21 protein-coding genes are annotated in these 21,501 nt (G+C 61.1%); 16 read left to right on the top strand and 5 right to left on the bottom strand.

The genetic code is table 11. The annotated features are described in order from the left end of the window. Positions 1-23 precede the first annotated feature (23 nt). Positions 24-377 (bottom strand): hydroxyisourate hydrolase, encoded by a 354-nt coding sequence (gene uraH / locus DNK59_RS26350; protein ID WP_110725126.1) that lies wholly within the window; start codon positions 375-377, stop codon positions 24-26. Positions 378-800: 423 nt separating this feature from the next. On the opposite strand from uraH, the gene puuE reads away from it, so the two are divergent. From puuE to DNK59_RS26320, 6 genes are all read left to right on the top strand, one after another. Beyond that, entirely contained in the window at positions 801-1,727 is a 927-nt protein-coding gene (gene puuE, locus DNK59_RS26345; protein ID WP_060840497.1) for an allantoinase PuuE, read from the top strand. Further along, positions 1,724-2,239 (top strand): 2-oxo-4-hydroxy-4-carboxy-5-ureidoimidazoline decarboxylase, encoded by a 516-nt coding sequence (gene uraD, locus DNK59_RS26340; RefSeq protein ID WP_110725125.1) that lies wholly within the window; start codon positions 1,724-1,726, stop codon positions 2,237-2,239. Before puuE ends, uraD begins: the two co-directional genes overlap by 4 nt. A 107-nt stretch (positions 2,240-2,346) precedes the next feature. After that, positions 2,347-2,850, top strand: a complete 504-nt coding sequence (locus DNK59_RS26335) for an ureidoglycolate lyase (protein WP_092311894.1) — start codon at positions 2,347-2,349, stop codon at positions 2,848-2,850. A gap of 51 nt (positions 2,851-2,901) precedes the next feature. Further along, entirely contained in the window at positions 2,902-4,224 is a 1,323-nt protein-coding gene (locus tag DNK59_RS26330; protein WP_092311891.1) for a urate hydroxylase PuuD, read from the top strand. 172 nt (positions 4,225-4,396) lie between these two features. Next, the gene (locus DNK59_RS26325; protein WP_110725124.1) at positions 4,397-5,755 is read left to right on the top strand and encodes a nucleobase:cation symporter-2 family protein; all 1,359 of its coding nucleotides are present in this window, start codon (positions 4,397-4,399) and stop codon (positions 5,753-5,755) included. A 636-nt stretch (positions 5,756-6,391) separates the two neighbouring features. Then, on the top strand, positions 6,392-7,177 hold the full coding sequence (locus DNK59_RS26320) for an outer membrane protein OmpK (protein ID WP_092311886.1): 786 nt from the start codon (positions 6,392-6,394) through the stop codon (positions 7,175-7,177). A 78-nt stretch (positions 7,178-7,255) separates the two neighbouring features. On the opposite strand, the gene DNK59_RS26315 is transcribed toward DNK59_RS26320, so the two are convergent. Further along, complete coding sequence (locus DNK59_RS26315; protein WP_256596678.1) at positions 7,256-8,035, bottom strand: FadR/GntR family transcriptional regulator; 780 nt, start codon at positions 8,033-8,035, stop codon at positions 7,256-7,258. 168 nt (positions 8,036-8,203) lie between these two features. Between DNK59_RS26315 and DNK59_RS26310 the strand changes: the two genes are divergently transcribed. Both DNK59_RS26310 and denD read left to right on the top strand, forming a co-directional pair. After that, positions 8,204-9,514: an MFS transporter gene (locus DNK59_RS26310; protein WP_110725123.1), complete on the top strand. Its 1,311-nt coding sequence runs from the start codon at positions 8,204-8,206 to the stop codon at positions 9,512-9,514. Positions 9,515-9,530: 16 nt separating this feature from the next. Beyond that, positions 9,531-10,505: a D-erythronate dehydrogenase gene (gene denD / locus DNK59_RS26305; protein WP_110725122.1), complete on the top strand. Its 975-nt coding sequence runs from the start codon at positions 9,531-9,533 to the stop codon at positions 10,503-10,505. Positions 10,506-10,549: 44 nt separating this feature from the next. Here denD and DNK59_RS26300 read toward each other — a convergent pair whose 3' ends face one another. Both DNK59_RS26300 and DNK59_RS26295 read right to left on the bottom strand, forming a co-directional pair. Next, positions 10,550-11,707: a patatin-like phospholipase family protein gene (locus DNK59_RS26300; protein WP_110725121.1), complete on the bottom strand. Its 1,158-nt coding sequence runs from the start codon at positions 11,705-11,707 to the stop codon at positions 10,550-10,552. Between the two features lie 48 nt (positions 11,708-11,755). Then, entirely contained in the window at positions 11,756-12,688 is a 933-nt protein-coding gene (locus DNK59_RS26295) for a lipid A biosynthesis lauroyl acyltransferase (RefSeq protein ID WP_092311880.1), read from the bottom strand. Between the two features lie 121 nt (positions 12,689-12,809). Between DNK59_RS26295 and minC the strand changes: the two genes are divergently transcribed. The 8 genes from minC (at position 12,810) to DNK59_RS26260 (ending at position 20,611) form a co-directional block, all read left to right on the top strand. Then, positions 12,810-13,547: a septum site-determining protein MinC gene (minC, locus tag DNK59_RS26290; RefSeq protein ID WP_092311877.1), complete on the top strand. Its 738-nt coding sequence runs from the start codon at positions 12,810-12,812 to the stop codon at positions 13,545-13,547. A 200-nt stretch (positions 13,548-13,747) separates the two neighbouring features. Further along, positions 13,748-14,560, top strand: a complete 813-nt coding sequence (minD, locus tag DNK59_RS26285; RefSeq protein WP_011062650.1) for a septum site-determining protein MinD — start codon at positions 13,748-13,750, stop codon at positions 14,558-14,560. Beyond that, positions 14,560-14,814 (top strand): cell division topological specificity factor MinE, encoded by a 255-nt coding sequence (minE, locus tag DNK59_RS26280; protein WP_007898843.1) that lies wholly within the window; start codon positions 14,560-14,562, stop codon positions 14,812-14,814. Before minD ends, minE begins: the two co-directional genes overlap by 1 nt. 91 nt (positions 14,815-14,905) lie before the next feature. After that, on the top strand, positions 14,906-15,541 hold the full coding sequence (locus DNK59_RS26275; RefSeq protein ID WP_060840505.1) for an RluA family pseudouridine synthase: 636 nt from the start codon (positions 14,906-14,908) through the stop codon (positions 15,539-15,541). A 44-nt stretch (positions 15,542-15,585) separates the two neighbouring features. Beyond that, entirely contained in the window at positions 15,586-16,698 is a 1,113-nt protein-coding gene (locus DNK59_RS26270; RefSeq protein ID WP_110725120.1) for a hypothetical protein, read from the top strand. 99 nt (positions 16,699-16,797) lie between these two features. Continuing rightward, entirely contained in the window at positions 16,798-18,087 is a 1,290-nt protein-coding gene (locus DNK59_RS26265) for a M18 family aminopeptidase (protein WP_110725119.1), read from the top strand. Positions 18,088-18,198: 111 nt separating this feature from the next. Next, entirely contained in the window at positions 18,199-18,375 is a 177-nt protein-coding gene (locus tag DNK59_RS31960) for a hypothetical protein (protein ID WP_177431304.1), read from the top strand. A 79-nt stretch (positions 18,376-18,454) separates the two neighbouring features. Beyond that, the gene (locus DNK59_RS26260) at positions 18,455-20,611 is read left to right on the top strand and encodes a mechanosensitive ion channel family protein (RefSeq protein WP_110725118.1); all 2,157 of its coding nucleotides are present in this window, start codon (positions 18,455-18,457) and stop codon (positions 20,609-20,611) included. Between the two features lie 50 nt (positions 20,612-20,661). Here the strand turns inward: DNK59_RS26260 and DNK59_RS26255 are convergent, their stop codons facing one another. After that, positions 20,662-21,375, bottom strand: coding sequence for a UTRA domain-containing protein (locus tag DNK59_RS26255; protein WP_110725117.1), 714 nt, complete (start codon positions 21,373-21,375; stop codon positions 20,662-20,664). Positions 21,376-21,501 lie beyond the last annotated feature (126 nt).

The following is a 21,501-nucleotide window of genomic DNA, read 5'->3' as shown; positions in this document are numbered from 1 at the left end:
CGCAGGATTCTTGGGGGTAAGTCCTAGCTTCCTCTGTAGGTCGAATAGCTGTAGGGCGAGATCAACAACGGCACGTGGTAATGCTCCTGCTCGGCACTGATGCCAAAACGCAGCACCACTACATCCAGAAAGGCCGGCTGCGGCAGTTGTACGCCTAGGGCGCGGTAGTAGTCACCGGCATGGAACTGCAGCTGGTAGACCCCGGAGCGGTAGTCTTGTCCCTGCAGCAAGGGACTGTCGCAGCGGCCATCGCTGTTGGTCAGGGTGCTGGCGACCAGTTCCAGCTGCGTCCCTTCAACCCGATACAGCTCGACCTTGATAGCGCTGCCGGGGCAGCCATGTGCGGCATCCAAAACATGTGTAGTCAAACGTCCCATTGATTCTGCGTGCCTGCGCCATTGAGTGAACAGGCCTCGCGCCTCCCGGAGTCAGTGATTGAAAGGGGACCGCGGCGTTTCAGCAGTGGAAAGGCTGCGGAGAGGTTCCGATTAAGACATTTTTCAAAAAAATTGTACACAATAATAATCACAAATTTACCCACAACCGGTGCCATCCACGACAACCTGCGAATTGCCCTCCAAACCTCAGCAGCAGGCGACTTTCCAGGCATAAGCTGACCAACCGGGCAAGTTTCTTGCAAGCAGGACTCCTCGCGATAAAAGGGGAAAAATGCAAAAAAACGGGCTTACAAACCGAATATAAATTTGTATACAATCGCCCCATCGCAGTGACGCCCACCTGGCTTCCCGGCTTCAGGTTCCGCCACGCCACCGTTATCACGAACAAGAAGGAAGACTGCAGTGAGCGCTGACTACCCTCGCGACCTGATCGGTTACGGCTCCACCCCTCCTCATCCTCACTGGCCGGGCAATGCCCGAATCGCCCTGTCCTTCGTGCTCAATTATGAAGAAGGCGGCGAGCGCAACATCCTTCATGGCGACAAGGAATCGGAAGCCTTTCTTTCGGAAATGGTTTCGGCGCAGCCGCTGCAAGGCGAGCGCAACATGAGCATGGAATCGCTGTACGAGTACGGCAGCCGCGCCGGCGTCTGGCGGATTCTCAAGCTGTTCAAGGAATTCGACATTCCGCTGACCATCTTCGCCGTGGCCATGGCTGCCCAGCGCCACCCGGACGTGATCCGCGCCATGGTCGAAGCCGGTCACGAGATCTGCAGCCACGGCTACCGCTGGATCGACTACCAGTACATGGACGAGGCACAGGAACGCGAGCACATGCTCGAAGCCATCCGCATCCTCACCGAGATCACCGGCGAACGCCCTCTGGGCTGGTACACCGGCCGCACCGGCCCGAACACCCGGCGCCTGGTGATGGAGGAAGGCGGTTTCCTCTACGATTGCGATACCTACGACGACGACCTGCCCTACTGGGAACCCAACAACCCCACCGGCAAGCCGCACCTGGTGATCCCTTACACCCTGGACACCAACGACATGCGTTTCACTCAGGTGCAAGGCTTCAACAAGGGCGACGACTTCTTCCACTACCTCAAGGACGCTTTCGACGTGCTCTACGCCGAAGGTGCCGAAGCGCCGAAGATGCTTTCCATCGGCCTGCACTGCCGGCTGATTGGCCGCCCTGCGCGCCTGGCTTCGCTCAAGCGCTTCATCGAGTATGTCAAAGGCCATGAACAGGTCTGGTTCACTCGCCGCGTCGACATCGCCCGCCACTGGCAACAAACCCATCCTTACCAGGGAGCGACGAAATGACCGCCTTCCACAGCCTCAAGCCCTCGAGCCTGAGCCGCGAAGACTTCGTCAAGGCCTTCGCCGACATCTACGAGCATTCGCCGTGGGTGGCTGAAAAAGCCTACGACCTGGGCCTCGACGCCTCCGTCGACCAGATCGAAGGCCTGCACCAGCGCATGAGCGATATCCTCCTGAGCGCCGATCACGCCACCCAACTGGCACTGATCAACGCTCACCCGGACCTGGCCGGTAAAGCCGCCGTCCAGGGCCAATTGACCGAAGCCAGCACCCACGAGCAGGCCGGTGCCGGCATTCACCAATGCACGGCCGAAGAGTTCCAGCGTTTCACCGAGCTGAACGATGCCTACAAGGCCAAGTTCAAGTTTCCCTTCATCATGGCGGTGAAGGGCAGCAACCGGCACCAGATCCTCGCCGCGTTCGAAACCCGCATCCACAACGCCGTGGATACCGAATTCAAATGCGCGCTGGCCGAGATCAACAAGATCGCCTTGTTCCGCTTACAGGCCCTGTAGCGGCAGCTCAGCATCCCCGCTCCGCTTGAGGCCGCCGTCGCCGGCAAGCCGGCGGCGCCAGTGGATGATGAACCGACACCCTCATCAGAGAACATAAGAAGAACAGCATGCGCACATTAGTGATTGAACCCCTGAGCAAAGAAGCCTTCGCCCCCTTCGGTGACGTCATCGAGACTGAAGGCAGCGACCACTTCATGATCAACAATGGTTCGACCATGCGCTTCCACCGCCTGGCGACGGTTGAAACCGCCCAGCCGGAGGACGAAGCGATCATCAGCATCTTCCGCGCCGACGCGCTGGAAATGCCCTTGACCATTCGCATGCTGGAACGCCATCCGCTGGGCAGCCAGGCTTTCATCCCGCTGCTCGGCAACCCCTTTCTGATCGTGGTCGCGCCACTTGGCGATGAACCTGTATCGGGCTTGGTCCGCGCCTTCGTCAGCAATGGCAGGCAGGGCATCAATTACCATCGCGGCGTCTGGCACCACCCGGTGCTGACGATCGAAAAGCGGGATGACTTCCTGGTGGTTGATCGCAGTGGCAAAGGCAATAACTGCGATGAGCATTTCTTCAAAGAGGATGAGCGTTTGATCCTCGCCCCCCACCAATAAGAGAAGGCTTGATCACTCGACAACAAGGGTGACAGGCAAGAGGTAAAGACTGTGGAAGCACATCTGTTGGAATGGCTCAACCTGAGCGTGCGTTGGGTACATATGATCACTGGTGTGGCCTGGATCGGCGCATCGTTCTACTTCGTCTGGCTGGAGAACAACCTCAATCGCGTCAACCCCAAGGACGGCCTGTCCGGCGACCTCTGGGCGATTCACGGTGGCGGTATCTATCACCTGGAAAAATACAAGCTGGCCCCGCCCTCGATGCCGGAGAACCTGCACTGGTTCAAGTGGGAAGCCTACTTCACCTGGATGTCGGGGATCGCCCTGCTGTGCCTGGTGTTCTACTACAACCCGATGCTCTACCTGGTGGCTCCCGGCAGCGGCCTGAGCGGCCCTGAAGGCGTGGCCATCGGTATCGGTGCGCTGATTGCCGGCTGGTTCGTCTACGACTTCCTCTGCGACTCGCCACTGGGCAAGAAACCCGCCCTGCTCGGCTTCATCCTGTTCCTCCTGCTGATCGGCGCCGCCTACGGCTTCAGCAAGGTGTTCAGCGGCCGGGGCGCGTACCTGCATGTGGGCGCCATCATCGGCACCATCATGGTGGGCAACGTATTCCGCATCATCATGCCGGCCCAGCGCGCGCTGGTGGCGGCGATCGCGGAGAACCGCACCCCGGACCCGACCCTGCCGGCCAAGGGCCTGTTGCGTTCGCGTCACAACAACTACTTCACCCTGCCCGTGCTGTTCATTATGATCAGCAACCACTTCCCGAGTACCTACGGTAGCCAGTACAACTGGTTGATCCTGGCCGGGATCGCGGTCCTGGCAGTGCTGGTGCGTCACTACTTCAACACCCGTCATGACAGCCACAAGTTCGCCTGGACCCTGCCCGTGGCGGCGCTGGGCATGATCTGCCTGGCTTATGTGACCGGTCCGACGCCAGCGCCCAGTGCTGCGGACGTGGCCAAGGCCCCTGCCCAGACTCAGTTCCAGCCATTGCCGGAAACCGCCCTGGGCGGCAAACCGGCAACCACGACCGACGCTCAGCCAGCCTCCACGCCAGCGGCGCCCGCCGCGACCAGCGCCCCGGCCCAGGCTTCGAACACCGGCCCGGCCTTTGACAAGGTGCACAGCGTGATTCAGGAGCGTTGCGCAGTCTGCCACTCGGCCAAGCCCACCAGCCCGCTGTTCAGCGCCGCGCCGGCCGGGGTGATGTTCGACACACCGGAACAGATCCGCCTGCAAGCCGCGCGCATCCAGGCCCAGGCCGTGACCAGCCAGATCATGCCGCTGGGCAACATCACCCAGATGACCCAGCAGGAACGTGAACTGATCGGTGCCTGGATTGCCCAGGGGGCCCAGACCCACTGATCAGCGCCTGTACCCAGGCTGCTTCGCGAGCAAGCTCGCTCCTACAGAACCGGATTCATCTGTAGGGGCGGGCTTGATTGCCGTCAGCCGTCCAAGATTCGTCCGCGGCAAACCCGCTGCGCGCCAAGACGCAGCGGTTAAATCACAAGAATAAAAAGATTCGAGGTGTTGCATGTCCGATTCATCCGAACAGTGCGTCCCCGCTGCGCCCGCCATCGTGCGCTTGCCTTTCCTGCAACTGATCCTGGTGGGGCTGCAACACGTTCTGCTGATGTATGGCGGTGCAATTGCGGTACCGCTGATCATCGGACAGGCCGCCGGCCTGAGTCGTGAAGAAATCGCCTTCCTGATCAATGCCGATCTGCTGGTGGCTGGAATCGCCACCATCGTCCAGTCGATGGGCATCGGCCCCATGGGCATTCGCATGCCGGTGATGATGGGCGCCAGTTTCGCCGCCGTAGGCAGCATGGTGGCCATGGCCGGCATGCCTGGCATCGGCATGCAGGGCATCTTTGGTGCCACCATCGCCGCGGGCTTCTTCGGCATGCTGATTGCGCCGTTCATGTCCAAGGTGGTGCGCTTCTTCCCGCCCCTGGTCACAGGCACGGTGATCACCTCGATCGGCCTGTCACTGTTTCCGGTGGCGGTGAACTGGGCCGGCGGTGGCAGCAGTACCGCGCAATTCGGTTCACCCATCTACCTGACCATCGCTGCGCTGGTGCTGGGCACCATCCTGCTGATCCATCGGTTCATGCGTGGTTTCTGGGTGAACATTTCCGTGCTGATCGGCATGGGCCTGGGCTACGTGCTGTGCGGCATGATCGGCATGGTCGACCTTAGCGGCATGGCCCAGGCGCCCTGGCTGCAGGTCGTCACCCCGCTGCACTTCGGCATGCCGCAGTTCCATCTGGCACCCATCCTGTCGATGTGCCTGGTGGTGGTGATCATCTTTGTCGAATCCACCGGGATGTTCCTGGCCCTGGGCAAGATCACCGGCCAGGAGGTCAGCCCGCGCATGCTGCGCCGCGGCCTGCTGTGCGATGCTGGCGCCTCGTTCTTCGCCGGTTTCCTCAACACCTTCACCCACTCCTCGTTCGCCCAGAACATCGGCCTGGTGCAGATGACCGGGGTGCGCTGCCGCTCGGTGACCATGGTCGCCGGCGCTCTGCTGATCGTTCTCAGCCTGCTGCCCAAGGCCGCCTTCCTGGTGGCCTCGATTCCACCGGCGGTCCTGGGCGGGGCGGCCATCGCCATGTTCGGCATGGTGGCCGCCACCGGGATCAAGATCCTCCAGGAAGCCGATATTGGCGACCGACGCAATCAACTGCTGGTGGCGGTGAGCATCGGCATGGGCCTGATTCCCGTGGTGCGTCCAGAGTTCTTTGCCCACTTGCCACTGTGGATGAGCCCCATCACCCACAGCGGCATCGCCATGGCGACCTTGAGCGCGCTGTTGCTGAACCTGCTGTTCAACATTCTTGGGGGCACCGAGCGTGCCATCAGCAACGCTGAACAGGCTCACCAGCATTAAGGCTTGACCAGGGCGCCGAACCGGCGCCCCGATCCGTGCTTCACCGTTCATGCATGAGTGCGGTGCTCGCCAGCCCTGCACCGATCACTGCCCAGCAACGCCGCGCCTTGAAAATAAGAATAAACAGGGAGCCCGCCATGCAGCCTGCACCGGCCCGACTCATGTCCGCCGCTCGACATCCCGTGGCCACCCACTGCGCCCCTGATGACGGCTCGTCCACGCGGTTTCTTCGCCTCTTGGCACGGACAGCGCGCTGAGATGCGCGGTCTGCCTGCCCCAAAGTGGCTACAAGTGCGCTGTTGCGGAGCACTTGAGCCCTGCCGTGGGAGCCAGTATTCTCCGCGGCCGCGCAAATCCGGTCTAAAAAAAAGCCCGGATGAAAAACCTGACCTGAAGGCCAACTTATCCCGGCCCGGACAGGTCTCGAGGCGCACGAAATCAATGCTCGAAACACTCTCGTTCGACTGTATCGCTACAGCCGACCGGGAGTTTTTTGGCTTTTTTCGGCCTTGGCTCAGCTCTTGCTATCAGCAACAAAGCTGACCGATCGGATGGTTTTTAAAGCAAAGAAAAAAGGCGCCACACCAGAGCGCCGAGCCATAAAAACGTGGAACTACCTACTTTGGGAGCAACCGAATGAAACCGATGTGCAAGAGCCTGATGTTGGCCGCCAGTGTGCTGGTGGGGGGACAGGCCGTGGCTGGCGACCTGTTGCAGTGGCAGAACAACAGCCTGACTTACTTGTACGGCAAGAACTTCGAGGTCAACCCGCAGATTCAACAGACGGTGACCTTCGAACATGCCGACGCCTGGAAATACGGCGACAACTTCTTCTTCCTCGACCGGATCTTCTACAACGGCAAGGAAGACGGCAACGTCGGCCCGGACACTTACTACGGCGAGTTCACCCCGCGCCTGTCGTTCGGCAAGATCTTCGATCAGAAGCTGGAGTTCGGACCGATCAAGGACGTGCTGCTGGCCTTCACCTACGAGTTCGGCGAGGGCGATAACGAGTCTTACCTGATCGGTCCCGGTTTCGACCTGGCAGTGCCCGGTTTCGACTACTTCCAGCTGAACTTCTACCAGCGCCACACCGAAGGCAGCCGCCCGGGCGACAACGTCTGGCAGATCACTCCGGTCTGGTCGTACACCATTCCCGTGGGCCGCTCGGACATCCTGATCGACGGTTACATGGACTGGGTGGTGGACAACGACCAGAACGCCAAGGGCACCTACCACGCCAACCTGCACTTCAACCCGCAGGTCAAATATGACCTGGGCAAGGCCCTGAACTGGGGCGCCAAGCAGCTGTACGTCGGTTTCGAGTACGACTACTGGAAGAACAAGTACGGCATCGAGGATTCACGCAACTTCGAGACCAACCAGGACACCGCCAGCCTGTTGGTCAAGTATCACTTCTGATACTCCATGAGACGGCCGGCCCTCATGTTCCGATGAGAGCCGGCCACTCGGACCGATGGGCCAGCGCGACGCTGCCTATCAGGCAAGACGTGATCCGGAGTCCTGCCAGAATCCCGGATCGGCACTCTTGAGCCGTTCCACCGCATTGTGGATGTGGCTCAGCGCTGCCTGCCGTGCCCCTTCGACATCACGCGCGGCGATGGCCTCATACACCGCGAAATGCTCATCACGCACCGAATGCGCCAGATCCCGGCGCCGCTCCTCGTTGGAACGGGTGATGCGGATCGCCTCCTTGATGAACTGGGCAATGAACTCATGCAATGAGGGATACAGCGGATTGCCGGTGGCCTGGGAAATCGACAAGTGAAACGCCAGGTCCTGCTCCACGCCGTCCTGGCCGGCCTGCTCGGCCACATCGATAGCCAACAGCGCCTGGTGGATCGCCTGCAGTTGCTCGGGGGTATGGCGCTGCGCCGCCAGCGCCGCAGCCTCGCCCTCGATACCACGTCGCAGTTCAGTCACGCGGAGCACTGCCTCGATCGACCCGCGTACATCCAGATCAATAGTGAAGGCCTTGATATGCGCACCCTCGCTGACCACGGTGCCGCTGCCTTGGCGCACCTCCACCAACCCAGCCGACTTCAAGCGTGAAATCGCCTCGCGGATAACCGTGCGGCTGACCCCGAAACGCTCGCACAGAACCGGCTCGGTGGGCAGCCGCGAACCCGGCAAGGCCTCGCCACTGGCGATATGCGCCTTGAGCGCCGCAGTCACTTGATCGGCCAGCGTGCCCTTGGCCGCATCCTTGAGCGTCGCCAGGGAATCGACGGCGAGGGAAGAGTTGTCAGGCTTGGACATGGGTATCTCTGTATTCAAAGCGGCTAACGGTACTGCATTTCAAGCACGCCGTCCCGCTCGGTGTCCGGGCCATTGAATTCGTATGATGTATTATGATATCTAAGACACCTCAGCAAGTCCGACAAAAACAAAATCACCCAAATACAAGAAAAAAGGATGGGTAAAGACATGACTGAATCACTGGTGCAAACGGCCACCCGCTCACCCACCGCCTCGTTTGAGGACCTGGCTTATCGCAAAGTCGCCTGGCGCATCCTGCCCTTGCTGTTGCTGTGCTACCTGGTGGCCTACCTGGATCGGGTCAACGTCGGCTTCGCCAAGTTGCAGATGTCCGAAGACCTGCAATTTTCCGAAGCGGTCTACGGCCTGGGCGCGGGGATTTTCTTCATCGCCTACTTTCTGGTGGAAATTCCCAGCAACCTGATCCTGCATCGAGTCGGTGCGCGCCTTTGGATCGCTCGCATCATGATCAGTTGGGGCATCATTTCCTCGTGCATGGCCTTCGTCAGCACCCCCACCTCTTTCTATGTCATGCGCTTTCTGCTGGGCATCGCCGAAGCCGGGTTCTATCCCGGTGTCATCCTGTACCTGTCCTATTGGTTCCCTTCCAGCCGCCGCGGCAAGATGTACGCCCTGTTCGCCACCGCGGTGCCGCTTTCGGGGTTGATTGGCGCGCCCCTCTCCGGCTGGATCATGAGTGCCCTCAATGGCCACCAGGGCTTCGCGGGTTGGCAGTGGATGTTCTTCCTCGAAGGCTTGCCGTCGATCCTGGTGGGCGGCCTGGTGATCTACTGCCTCAGCGACCGTATCGCCGACGCGGGCTGGCTGACCCGTGAAGAAAAAAGCCTGCTGCAAAGCCGAATCGAAGCCGAGGCCGACGGCCATCAGGTTCACAGCGTCAGACAAGTGTTCAGGCAACCCCGGATCTGGCTGCTGACCGCCATCTACTTCTGCATGATCGCCGGCTTCTACACCGTTGGATTCTGGCTGCCTTCGCTGATTCGTCTGGCCGGGGTCAGCGACGTGTTCGAGGTCGGCATGCTCACGGCGATCCCCTATGCCGCGGCTGCGCTGACCATGCTGCTGATCTCCCGCAGCGCCGACCGGTTGCGCGAACGCCGCTGGCATTTGGCGCTGACCGCAGTGCTCGGCGGTGTCGGCCTGATGATTTCCGCAACCTGGAGCGACAACTTCACGGTCTCGATGATCGGCCTGACGCTGGGGGCGATGGGCGCCTTCAGCACCCTGCCGCTGTTCTGGAGCCTGCCCACGGCCTTTCTCGGCGGCACCGCAGCTGCCGCTGGCATCGCCTTGATCAACTCCTGGGGCAACCTCGCCGGTTTCGTTTCGCCTTACTTGATGGGGTTTCTCAAAGACCTGACCCAAAGCACCACCATCGGCATGTATGTGATGGCCAGCGCGTTGTTCATCGGCGCCCTGCTGGTCTTCAAGATTCCCGGAAAACTCGTCAATCGCTAAATAAAGGGAGCCACCCATGAATATTCTCGTCACCGGCGCAGCCGGCTTCCTCGGACGGCGGCTGATCGAAGCCTTGCTGCAACGGGGCACACTGACTGACCGGCACGGCCAACTGCAGCCCATCAAGCGCATTACCGCATTCGACCGCGAGCCCGTGCAGGGCCTCGATGATCCACGGGTGCGGGTCAAAGGGGGAGACATCGCGGACGAACAGGTGCTGGCCAAACTGATCGACGCCGACACCGATAGCATCTTTCATCTGGCGGCTGTGGTCTCCAGCCAGGCGGAGGGCGACTTCGAACTGGGCATGCGGGTCAACTTCAGCGCCACCCAGGGCCTGCTGGAGCGCGCGCGCCAGCTGGGCTCCTGCCCCAAGTGGGTGATGACCAGTTCTGTGGCGGTCTTCGGCGGGCAACTGCCCAAGAGCGTTGACGATGATCAGGTCTGGGCTCCGCAAAGCTCCTATGGAACCCAGAAAGCCATGAATGACCTGCTGCTTGCCGATTACAGCCGACGCGGCTTTATCGATGGCCGCAGCCTGCGCATGCCAACCATCGTGGTGCGACCAGGCAAACCGAACCTGGCGGCGTCCAGCTTCGCCAGCGGTATCATCCGCGAACCCCTCAATGGACAGGCCAGTGTCTGCCCGGTAGCCCCGGATACCCGACTCTGGTTGATGTCTCCAGCCCAGGCCATCGCCAACCTGATCCATGGTCATGAGCTGGCCGCAGAGCGTTTGAGTCATGGCCGAGTGATCAACCTGCCCGGTCTGTCGCTGACCGTGGCGCAAATGATCGACGCGCTGCGGGAAGTGGCCGGAGACGAGGTCGCCCGCCTTATTCAACTGCGTCCGGACGCCAAGATCGAACGCATCGTCGGTTCCTGGCCGGGAGCCTTCAGTGCCGGATATGCACGCGGGCTGGGTTTCACCGCAGACGACAATTTTATCGGTGTGATCCGCCAGTTCATTCAGGACTACCAGCCTCACTGACCCCAGGCTGCGAAAATCCCGGGCTTATCGGCTGAGCCCGGGCATCAGCCCTTCAGGTCGAGAAACCGTGCCAACTCCTCGCCTTTGGCCAGGGCGTCACTGCGCCCCAGTTCGATCAACTCACTGCAGTACGCCGCCTCGAACAACAGATAACTCAGGACCCCGGCACCGCTGGTGCGGGTTGCCCCCGGTCCGCGCAGGAACAGGCGCAGCGCCGCCGGCAACTCCTGCCGATGCCGCGCCGCGATTTCGTCGATCGGTTGGCTCGGGGCAATCACCAGCACTTCCACGGGTGCAATGCCCAGGCCGCGATCCGCGGCACTGCCGGGTAACAGCCGACTGAAATGATTGAGTCGCTCCAGCAGTTCGATATCGCTTTCCAGACTGTCAATGAAGGTGCTGTTGAGCATATGGCCGCCAATCTGCGCCAGAGTCGGCTGCTGCCCGGTGTAAGAACGCTGCAGGGCGGCGTCTGGATCATTGCCCCGCGGATTGCCACTGACCCCCACCACCAGCACGCGGCTGGCCCCCAGGTGCAACGCTGGGCTGATGGGCGCCGATTGGCGCACGGCGCCGTCGCCGAAGTATTCCTGGTCGAGTTTCACGGGCGCGAACAGCAAGGGGATCGCTGCACTGGCCAGCAGGTGGTCCACCGTCAGATGAGTGGGAACACCGATGCGCCGGTGGCGCAACCAGGGATTGATGACCCCGCCCCCTTGATAGAAGGTCACCGCCTGTCCGGACTCATAACCGAAAGCCGTTACCGCCACCGCGTGCAACTGCCCCTGGGCAATCGCCTGATTGATGCCCGAGAGGTGCATGTGCTGGTTGAGCAGGTCACGCAACGGCGAATTGTTGATCAGCGCTACAGGCACCTGAGCGCCAAGCCCCAGCAGGCTGTGGCCGACAAAACGACTGGCCTGACGAATCACCCCGGGCCAATCGCTGCGCATCACCTGATCACTGCGAAAGCTGCTCCAGAATGCCGTGAGGCGCTTGATTGCCGCGGAAAAATCCGTGGCGCCGCTGGCCAGGCTGACGGCATTGATGGCCCCGGCCGAGGTGCCGACAATCACTGGGAACGGATTGCGCGCCCCAGGCCCCATCAATTCGGCAATCGCCGCCAGCACGCCCACCTGATAGGCCGCCCGGGCGCCACCTCCCGAAAGAATCAAACCGGTGATCGGTTCCGCCGCACTCATCAATTCACTCCATCCATGGCGCTCAAGATCCCGATCCGTAGCCGGGGTTCAACCGCGCTTCTTGTAAAGCTTGGGCTCGCCCGGCGGCCGGCTCTTGAAGCGTCGATGAGCCCAGAGGTACTGCTCGGGGCAGGCGCGCAACGCTGTTTCAATCCACTGGTTGATTCGCAGGCAATCCTCTTCTTCAGTGGCACCGGGAAAATCCGTCAGCGGCGCATGAATCACCAGGCGATAGCCACTGCCATCGGCCAGGCGTTCCTGGGTGAAAGGCACCACCAGCGCCTTGCCCAGGCGGGCGAACTTGCTGGTGGCGGTCACGGTAGCGGCCTGGATGCCGAACAACGGCACGAACAGACTCTGCTTGGCGCCATAGTCCTGATCCGGTGCATACCAGATCGCCCGGCCGGCCCGCAGCAGCTTGAGCATGCCCCGCACGTCCTCCCGCTCGACGGCCAGGGAGTCCAAATTGTGCCGTTCACGGCCACGGCGCTGAATGAAGTCGAACAGCGGGTTCTTGTGTTCGCGATACATGCCGTCGATGGTGTGCTGCTGGCCCAGCAGCGCCGCGCCGATCTCCAGGGTGGTGAAGTGCAGGGCCATGAGAATCACCCCATGACCGTCGTGCTGGGCCTGCTTAAGGTGTTCCAGCCCTTCGACATGGGCCAGGCGCGCCAGACGCGGCTTGGACCACCACCAGCTCATGGCCATTTCGAAGAAGGCGATCCCGGTGGATGCGAAGTTCTCCTTGAGCAGGCGCTTGCGCTCCGCGGCGGACTTTTCCGGGAAGCACAGCTCCAGATTGCGCTGGGCGATCGCCCGTCGAGCGCCGGCTACCCGGTACATCAACGCCCCCAGGGCACGACCGATTTGCAGGAGCACGGGATAAGGCAGTTGGACGATCAGCCATAACACACCCAGTCCCAGCCACAGCGGCCAGAAACGTGGAGAAAAGAATGCAGCTCGAAAACGCGGGCGATCCATTACAGATTCCGGACAGACAACAAGGTCGCGCATTCTACATCGGTTCGACCTGGCTTGCGGGGCGCGGGCGATCTCGTTATAAGTCTCGGCACTTTTAGTGACAAGCCGCCTTCTGCAGACCATGAGCCAAACCGAATCGCTAGACCAAGATCCTGTGTTCCAGTTAAAGGGCAGCATGCTCGCCATCACGGTGCTGGAACTGGCCCGCAACGACCTTGAAGGCCTTGATCGCCAACTGGCCGCGAAAGTCGCCCAGGCCCCGAACTTCTTCAGCAACGCGCCGCTGGTGCTGGCGCTGGACAAGCTGCCTGCCGCCGAGGGCTCGGTGGATCTGCCCGGGCTGATGCGCGTCTGCCGCCACCACGGGCTGCGCACCCTGGCCATTCGTGCCAGCCGCATAGAAGACATTGCCGCGGCGATTGCCGTCGATCTACCGGTGCTGCCGCCTTCCGGTGCCCGGGAACGGCCACTGGAACCGCCCGAGAGCGAGGTCAAGAAAGTACCGGAGAAGCCGCCGGAGCCCACGGTCAAACCGACCCGCATCATCACTTCGCCCGTACGCGGCGGACAGCAGATCTATGCCCAGGGCGGCGATCTGGTGGTGGTGTCCTCGGTCAGCCCCGGTGCGGAACTTCTCGCCGATGGCAATATCCATGTATACGGCCCGATGCGTGGCCGGGCCCTGGCGGGGGTCAAGGGCGACACCAAGGCGCGGATTTTCTGTCAGCAATTGAGCGCTGAATTGATCTCCATCGCTGGCCAGTACAAGGTTTCCGAGGACCTGCGACGCGACCCTTTGTGGGGCTCTGGAGTCCAGGTCAGCCTGTCGGGTGACGTGTTGAACATCACACGTCTTTAACGGATACTGCCGCATTTTCCAAGCATCTCTAAAACGTAGCGATTACGGCTCAAACGAAGTAGGAAATTGGCAATCAGCAGTGTTTATCGACGATGAACCCTGCCGCTGACCGAGCTCCAGCCAAGGCTGTCCGACTGCAGTAGTTTTCAAGAGATGTTTTTCAGGGGCTAAAAGTCCTTTTTCCTTAGGGGTGAAACACCTTGGCCAAGATTCTCGTGGTTACATCCGGCAAGGGTGGTGTGGGTAAAACCACCACCAGCGCCGCTATCGGTACCGGCCTCGCTCTGCGTGGTCACAAAACAGTCATCGTCGACTTCGACGTCGGCCTGCGTAACCTCGACCTGATCATGGGCTGCGAGCGTCGCGTGGTGTATGACTTCGTCAACGTGGTGAACGGCGAAGCCAACCTGCAGCAAGCCCTGATCAAAGACAAGCGCCTGGAAAACCTCTACGTGCTGGCCGCCAGCCAGACCCGGGACAAGGACGCGCTGACCCTCGAAGGCGTGGAAAAAGTCCTGATGGAACTCAAGGAAACCTTCGAGTTCGTGGTCTGCGACTCGCCTGCCGGTATCGAGAAAGGCGCACACCTGGCCATGTACTTCGCCGACGAAGCCATCGTCGTGACCAACCCTGAAGTGTCCTCGGTCCGTGACTCCGACCGCATGCTCGGCCTGCTGGCCAGCAAATCCCGCCGCGCCGAAAAAGGCGAAGATGCGATCAAGGAGCACCTGCTGCTGACCCGCTACAACCCGGAGCGCGTCAGCAATGGCGAAATGCTCGGCGTTGAAGACGTCAAAGAAATTCTCGCAGTGACCCTGCTGGGCGTGATTCCCGAATCCCAGGCGGTACTCAAGGCCTCCAACCAGGGCGTGCCGGTGATTCTCGACGACCAGAGTGATGCGGGCCAGGCCTACAGCGACGCGGTCGATCGTCTGCTGGGCAAAACCGTGGAACACCGGTTCCTTGATGTCGAGAAGAAGGGATTCTTCGAGCGTCTGTTTGGAGGTAGATAATGAATCTTTTTGACTTCTTTCGTGCCAGCAAAAAGGTCAGCACCGCGTCGGTAGCGAAAGAGCGTCTACAGATCATCGTGGCGCATGAACGCGGCCAGCGCAGCACCCCCGATTACTTGCCCGCCTTGCAGAAGGAACTGGTGGAAGTAATCCGCAAGTACGTCAATATCGGGTCCGACGACGTGCACGTCGCTCTGGAAAACCAGGGCAGTTGCTCGATCCTGGAACTCAATATCACCCTGCCTGATCGCTGATTGATCCGCCAGGAGCCACGGCGGCTCGCAGGCCTCATGCATTGAATGGGGTCGGCGAGCCGCCGTTGGCGTTTGTTACGAGGCTGTTTTAATGCCGTTGTCGAATATCCACATCCTGCATCAGGACGCTGCCGTCCTGGTGGTGAACAAACCTACCCTGCTGCTTTCCGTCCCCGGTCGCGCCGACGACAACAAGGACTGCCTGATCACCCGCCTGCAGGAAAATGGTTACCCCGAAGCCCGGATCGTCCACCGACTGGACTGGGAAACCTCCGGCATCATTCTCCTGGCTCGGGACCCGGACACTCATCGCGAGCTGTCGCGGCAGTTTCACGACCGTGAAACCGAAAAAGCCTACACAGCCCTGTGCTGGGGCCAGCCGGAACTGGACAGCGGCAGCATCGACCTGCCCCTGCGTTATGACCCGCCAACCAAGCCCCGGCACGTGGTGGATCACGAATTCGGCAAGCACGCCCTGACCTTCTGGCGCGTGCTGGAGCGCTGCGGCGACTGGTGCCGGGTCGAACTGACGCCGATCACCGGACGCTCCCATCAACTGCGGGTACACATGCTGTCCATCGGGCATCCGCTCCTGGGTGACGGCCTCTACGCCCACCCGCAAGCCCTGGCTGCCTGGCCGCGCCTGTGCCTGCACGCCAGCATGCTCAGCTTCACCCATCCGCAGACCGGCGAACGCCTGCGCTTCGACTGCCCTGCGCCATTTTGATAACAACCTGTTCAGCCCGCGCCCTCAGTAAGGACACTTGACCGATGACGTGCATAGCAGCACTTGCCCCGCACTCCCTGGTAAAAACCCCAGAGCAGTTGCTCTATCTGGTTTACGGTAACCACGAGGTTTATCGGCGCGAAGTCAAATTCAGCATCCTTACAGCACTTAGCCTTTTGAATAACGGAGAGTCGCTGTGCATCAGGATAATGACCGACCGCCCCCAGGACTATGTTGGCTGGCCGGTAGATATCGTCGCTTTGAACGAAGAAATCCTGCATCAATGGCAAGGCCATAACGGCTATCACCACCGGCGCAAGGCCTGTGCCATGGCCGTCGGACTTAAACTCGCGGAAAAAACCCTTTTCGCAGACACCGATACGCTCTTTCTGAAAAACCCTCATCTGCTGCTGAAAAAGATCAGTCCTCAGAACTACTTGATGGATGAGTTTGAATACCATTGGCGAGATGTGAGTACGCGCCAGAATTACCTCAAGCTCGGTGCATGCCTGCAAACGCATGGCGTAAGACCCGACAGTGACTTCAAGCTCTACAACAGTGGCCTGTGCGGACTGACCAACAGCGATACGCCACTGCTGGAAAAGTCCATCGGTTATATCGATGAGTGGACTCAGGCCCCGTTCGATATTCACACGATCGAACAGATTGCCTTGTCATTTGCAATGCGTGACTTGCCCGTGCAAGAAACCAAGAAGTACGTTTATCACTACTTTGCCAAAAAGCGTTTCTTCCACACGATGCAGGCGCGCTTTTTCGAACTTTACGGCGAAGACTATCGTTCTGAACTGATCTCGTTATCTCGAGAGGTTCCACGCCAGGTACCCGAACCCGCTCTCTGGAAACAACTTCAAATCAAGTGGCGCCTACGAAAACTCGACGGTGAGCTAAAGAAGATTGCCCGGGACCTGCATTATGGAAACGAACTGTCGAGCAATCCTTACCACTTGGCCTGTAGGCACGAGTGGTGGAAAAACGCGTCCCGGGAGATCGGACGCTGGGATCCGCAAAAACAACAACGACTGCTGAATCTCGACAGTGGCTCCTGGCCAAAGGTATTGCCCAGCCCCACCCGCCAGGAAGACCAACAGGGCATCTTGAATTTTCTGCGCGAACAGCTGGCGTCAGCCAAGCATTGAAGCGAGTTCTGCTGTCAATGGACGACCTGCTTCAAACGCTCTTGCCCATCGCCACGATCCAATACGTTAAACTCGCGCCACTGCTGTCTGGAGCTACTTATGCGCGAAGAGTTGAACCAAGGCCTGATCGACTTCCTCAAGGCCTCCCCTACCCCTTTCCATGCCACTGCCAGCCTTGTTCAACGTCTGGAAGCGGCCGGTTATCAACGCCTCGACGAGCGCGAGCCATGGACCACCGAGGCCAACGGTCGTTACTACGTCACTCGTAACGACTCCTCTATCGTCGCCTTCAAGCTGGGGCGGCACTCGCCGTTGCAAGGCGGCATCCGCCTGGTGGGCGCACACACCGACAGTCCGTGCCTGCGGGTCAAGCCGCAGCCGGAACTGCAGCGCCAGGGCTTCTGGCAGCTGGGCGTGGAAGTCTACGGCGGCGCGCTGCTGGCCCCCTGGTTCGACCGCGACCTGTCCCTGGCCGGCCGCGTGACCTTCCGTCGCGATGGCAAGGTGGAAAGCCAACTGATCGATTTCAAGGCACCGATCGCGATCATTCCCAACCTGGCCATTCACCTCAACCGGGAAGCCAACCAGGGCTGGGCAATCAATGCACAGAATGAACTGCCGCCGATCCTGGCCCAGTTCGCCGGCGACGAGCGGGTGGATTTCCGTGCGGTCCTGACCGACCAGCTGGCTCGGGAACACGGCCTGAACGCCGACGTGGTGCTGGACTACGAGTTGAGCTTCTATGACACCCAGAGCGCGGCGGTAATCGGCCTGCACGGCGATTTCATTGCCGGTGCGCGCCTGGACAACCTGCTGTCCTGCTACGCCGGATTGCAGGCCCTGTTGAACGCCGACAGCGACGAAACCTGCGTACTGGTGTGCAACGACCACGAGGAAGTGGGCTCCTGCTCGGCCTGCGGCGCCGACGGCCCGATGCTCGAACAGACCTTGCGTCGCCTGCTGCCCGAAGGCGACGAGTTCGTGCGCACCATCCAGAAATCGCTGCTGGTGTCCGCCGACAACGCCCACGGCGTGCACCCCAACTACGCGGACAAGCACGACGCCAACCACGGCCCGAAACTCAACGCCGGCCCGGTGATCAAGGTCAACAGCAATCAACGTTACGCCACCAACAGCGAAACCGCCGGTTTCTTCCGCCACCTGTGCATGGCCGAAGAAGTGCCGGTACAGAGCTTCGTGGTGCGCAGCGACATGGGCTGCGGCTCGACCATCGGCCCGATCACCGCCAGCCACCTGGGGGTGCGCACCGTGGATATCGGCCTGCCGACCTTCGCCATGCATTCGATCCGCGAACTGTGCGGCAGTCATGACCTGGCCCACCTGGTGAAAGTGCTGAGCGCCTTCTACGCCAGCCACGAACTGCCCTAAGGCATGCGGCGGGCGTGGACCTCCACGCCCGCCGGCTTCTGATACACATCAACCCAGGTCGCGACAAAGCGACCTAGACTGATAAGTACCTCTTCTGACAAGGCCGTCGCCATGATCTCGATGTCTTCGTTCCATTCCATGCTCATCCCGATTCTCTCGGGCATGATCCTGTTGGCCATCGGCTTCAATTTCCGGGACAAGAACCTCGGGGTGTTCAGCATGTGGATCGGCATGCTGCTGATTCTCGGAACCGTGGTGTACAAGATCCTCGCCAAACTCGCGGAATAAATGCAGCACCTGCCCTCGCATTGAATTTGGTGGCCTCGTACACTCGGTCGATCCGTTTGTCTGCGAGGTTGACCACCCAGTGTTTGCTCGTCTTTTCGCCCTGCCCTGCTATGCACTCGTCTGCCTGCTGACCCTGCTGCCGCTGAGCAGCGCTCAGGCGGTGGGCCTGCCAGGCCTGCTGGGTAACCAGACCAAGGCGCAGCCCCAGGCCGAGGAACCCCTGGGGCAATCCCTGGATGAGGTCATCAAGTCCCTGGAGAACGACCAGCAGCGGGCCAAGCTGCTGGCAGACCTGAAAAAGCTCCGGGACGCCACGAAAAAAGCTCAGCCCACCCCCGAGGAAGGCGTACTGGGCTTGATCGGCGGCACCCTGAGCAGTCTTGAGAAGCAGTTTTCCGGCGCCGACAGTCCGGTCAACCGCTGGACGGACGAGTTCGATCTGGCCCAGGAAGAACTGGCGGCGCTGATGCTGCCGGCCAGCCAATGGCTGCCGATCATCTTTGCCTTTGCCTTGATCCTCATGGTCTGGAGCCTGCTGGCGGCGGCTTTGATCTGGCTCAGTCACCGGGTGCGCCTGCGTTTTGGCCTCACCGACGAACTGCCCCAGCATCCCAAGACCTGGGACTTGCTGCGTTTCGCCCTACGCAAGCTCGGCCCCTGGCTGATCGCCCTGCTGATCACCGTGTACCTGACCTACTCCCTGCCCTCTTCCCTGGGCAAGGACCTGGCCATGGTCCTGGCCTACGCGCTGGTGGTGGGTACCTGCTTCTCGGCGATCTGCGTGGTGGCGTTTTCCGTGCTCGATGGCCCGAACCGCCATCGCGCGCTGTACATCCTGCGCCGCCAGGCCTTCCGCCCGCTGTGGTGGATCGGCAGCTTCGCCGCTTTCGGCGAAGCCCTGAGCGACCCGCGCATGGTGGCCAGCCTCGGCCAGCACCTGGCGCATACCGCGGCGACCTTCGCCAATGTGATGGCGGCGTTGTCCACCGGGGTGTTCATCCTGCGTTTTCGCCGGCCCATCGCCCACCTGATCCGCAACCAGCCGCTGTCCCGGCGCCTGACCCGCCGGGCCCTGAGCGACACCATCGAAATCATCGGCACCTTCTGGTACCTGCCGGCCCTGGTGCTGGTGGGCATTTCGCTGTTCGCCACCTTTGTCTCGGCCGGCGATACCAGCACCGCCCTGCGCCAGTCCCTGCTGTGCACCGTGCTGTTGGTGCTGTGCATGGTGATCAACGGCCTGGTGCGGCGCCACGCGCTCAAGCCGCAACGTGGGCACAAACGCCACGCGCTGTACTCCGAGCGCCTGAAAAGCTTCTTCTATACCCTGGCTCACCTGGCGGTGTGGCTGGCGTTCATCGAACTGGGCCTGCGGGTCTGGGGCATGTCGCTGATCCGCTTTACCGAAGGCGACGGCCATGAAGTCAGCGTCAAGCTGTTCAGCCTCGGCGGCACCCTGATCTTCGCCTGGCTGATCTGGATTCTCAGCGACACCGCGGTGCATCACGCCCTGACCCGCTCGCGCAAGGGGCTGGCCAATGCCCGCGCGCAAACCATGATGCCGCTGATCCGCAACGTGCTGTTCGTGGCGATCTTCATCATTGCCACCATCGTCGCCCTGGCCAACATGGGCATGAACGTCACGCCGCTGCTGGCCGGTGCCGGTGTCATCGGCCTGGCCATCGGTTTCGGCGCCCAGTCCCTGGTGGCGGACCTGATCACCGGCCTGTTCATCATCATCGAGGACTCCCTGGCCATCGACGATTACGTGGATGTCGGCGGCCACCTGGGCACTGTCGAAGGCCTGACCATCCGCACCGTGCGCCTGCGGGACATCGACGGCATCGTGCACACCATCCCGTTCAGCGAGATCAAGAGCATCAAGAACTACTCCCGGGAATTCGGCTACGCGATCTTCCGCGTGGCGATTCCCTACAACATGGAGATCGACGACGCGATCAAGCTGATGCGCGATGTCGGCCAGAAAATGCGCACCGATCCCTTGCAGCGGCGCAATATCTGGTCACCGCTGGAGATTCAGGGCGTGGAAAGCTTCGAGTCCGGCAGCGCCATCCTCCGGGCTCGCTTCAAGACTGCGCCGATCAAGCAATGGGAAGTGTCACGGGCTTTCAACCTGTCCCTCAAGCGCCACCTGGACGAAGCCGGGCTGGACCTGGCCACCCCGCGCATGAGCATCCAGGTGATCACCCCCGGCAGCACCCCGGAAAAACAATGACCCTGTAGGAGCCGGCTGGCCGACGAAAGCGATCAACCGGCCCGGCTCGCCTACAGCACGTCAACGCCGACATGAATCGCGTCATGCCGCCAGAACTCCAGATCACAATCGATCAGCCGCTCGTGCTGGTCATAGTTGACCCGGGCGATGCGCAGCCCGGGACTGCCCACCGAGACCTTCAAGGCCGCCGCCGCTTCCGGCTGCAATGAAGTGGGCACGATCTCGAAGCGCACCCTTCCGTAATGCAGGTCGTAATGCCGGGCATAAAGCTCGGTGATCGACTGGTTCAGGTCCAGCTCGAGAATGTGCGGAAAGTACTTGGGATTCAGGTAGTGCTCGACGTACAGCACCAGCCGCTCGTCGATGCGCCGCACCCGGCAGATCTGGATCACGCTGGACAGCGCCGGCAGCTGCAGCCAGGCGCAGACCGCCGCCGAAGCCGGTTGCAGCCGCGCCGAAATCACCTCGGTGGAAGGCACTCGCCCCTGGGCACTGACCATGGCGTGGAAATGGCTACGCTGCATCAGGTTGTAGGCCAGCCGCGGCGGCGAAACGAACCAGCCCCGGCGCTCCTCGCGGTAGATCTGCCCCTGGGCCTCCAATTGCAGCAAGGCCTCGCGCACGGTGATGCGGGTGGTGGCGAACAGTTCGCTGAGCTTGCGCTCGGCCGGCAGCTTGCTGCCCGGCGCCAACAGACCGTGGGCGATCTGTTCCTGCAGGACCTGGCCGATGGCTGTCACCGCTTTGGTTGCATCAATACGCATCAACGTTACCTATCTGGACTAGACCAGCACTGTTTCAGGGCAGCGCAGTGGTCGGGACAGCGCTCTGCAGCCGTGTCCAAAGCCTAGGCAATGCATATGACTGAGAGATGACAAAGCCGCCGAGCG

The sequence above is a fragment of the Pseudomonas sp. TKO26 genome (genome assembly GCF_003225665.1).
In the GTDB taxonomy this organism is placed as follows: domain Bacteria; phylum Pseudomonadota; class Gammaproteobacteria; order Pseudomonadales; family Pseudomonadaceae; genus Aquipseudomonas; species Aquipseudomonas saponiphila.
This window is presented reverse-complemented; position numbering and strand designations above follow the sequence as displayed.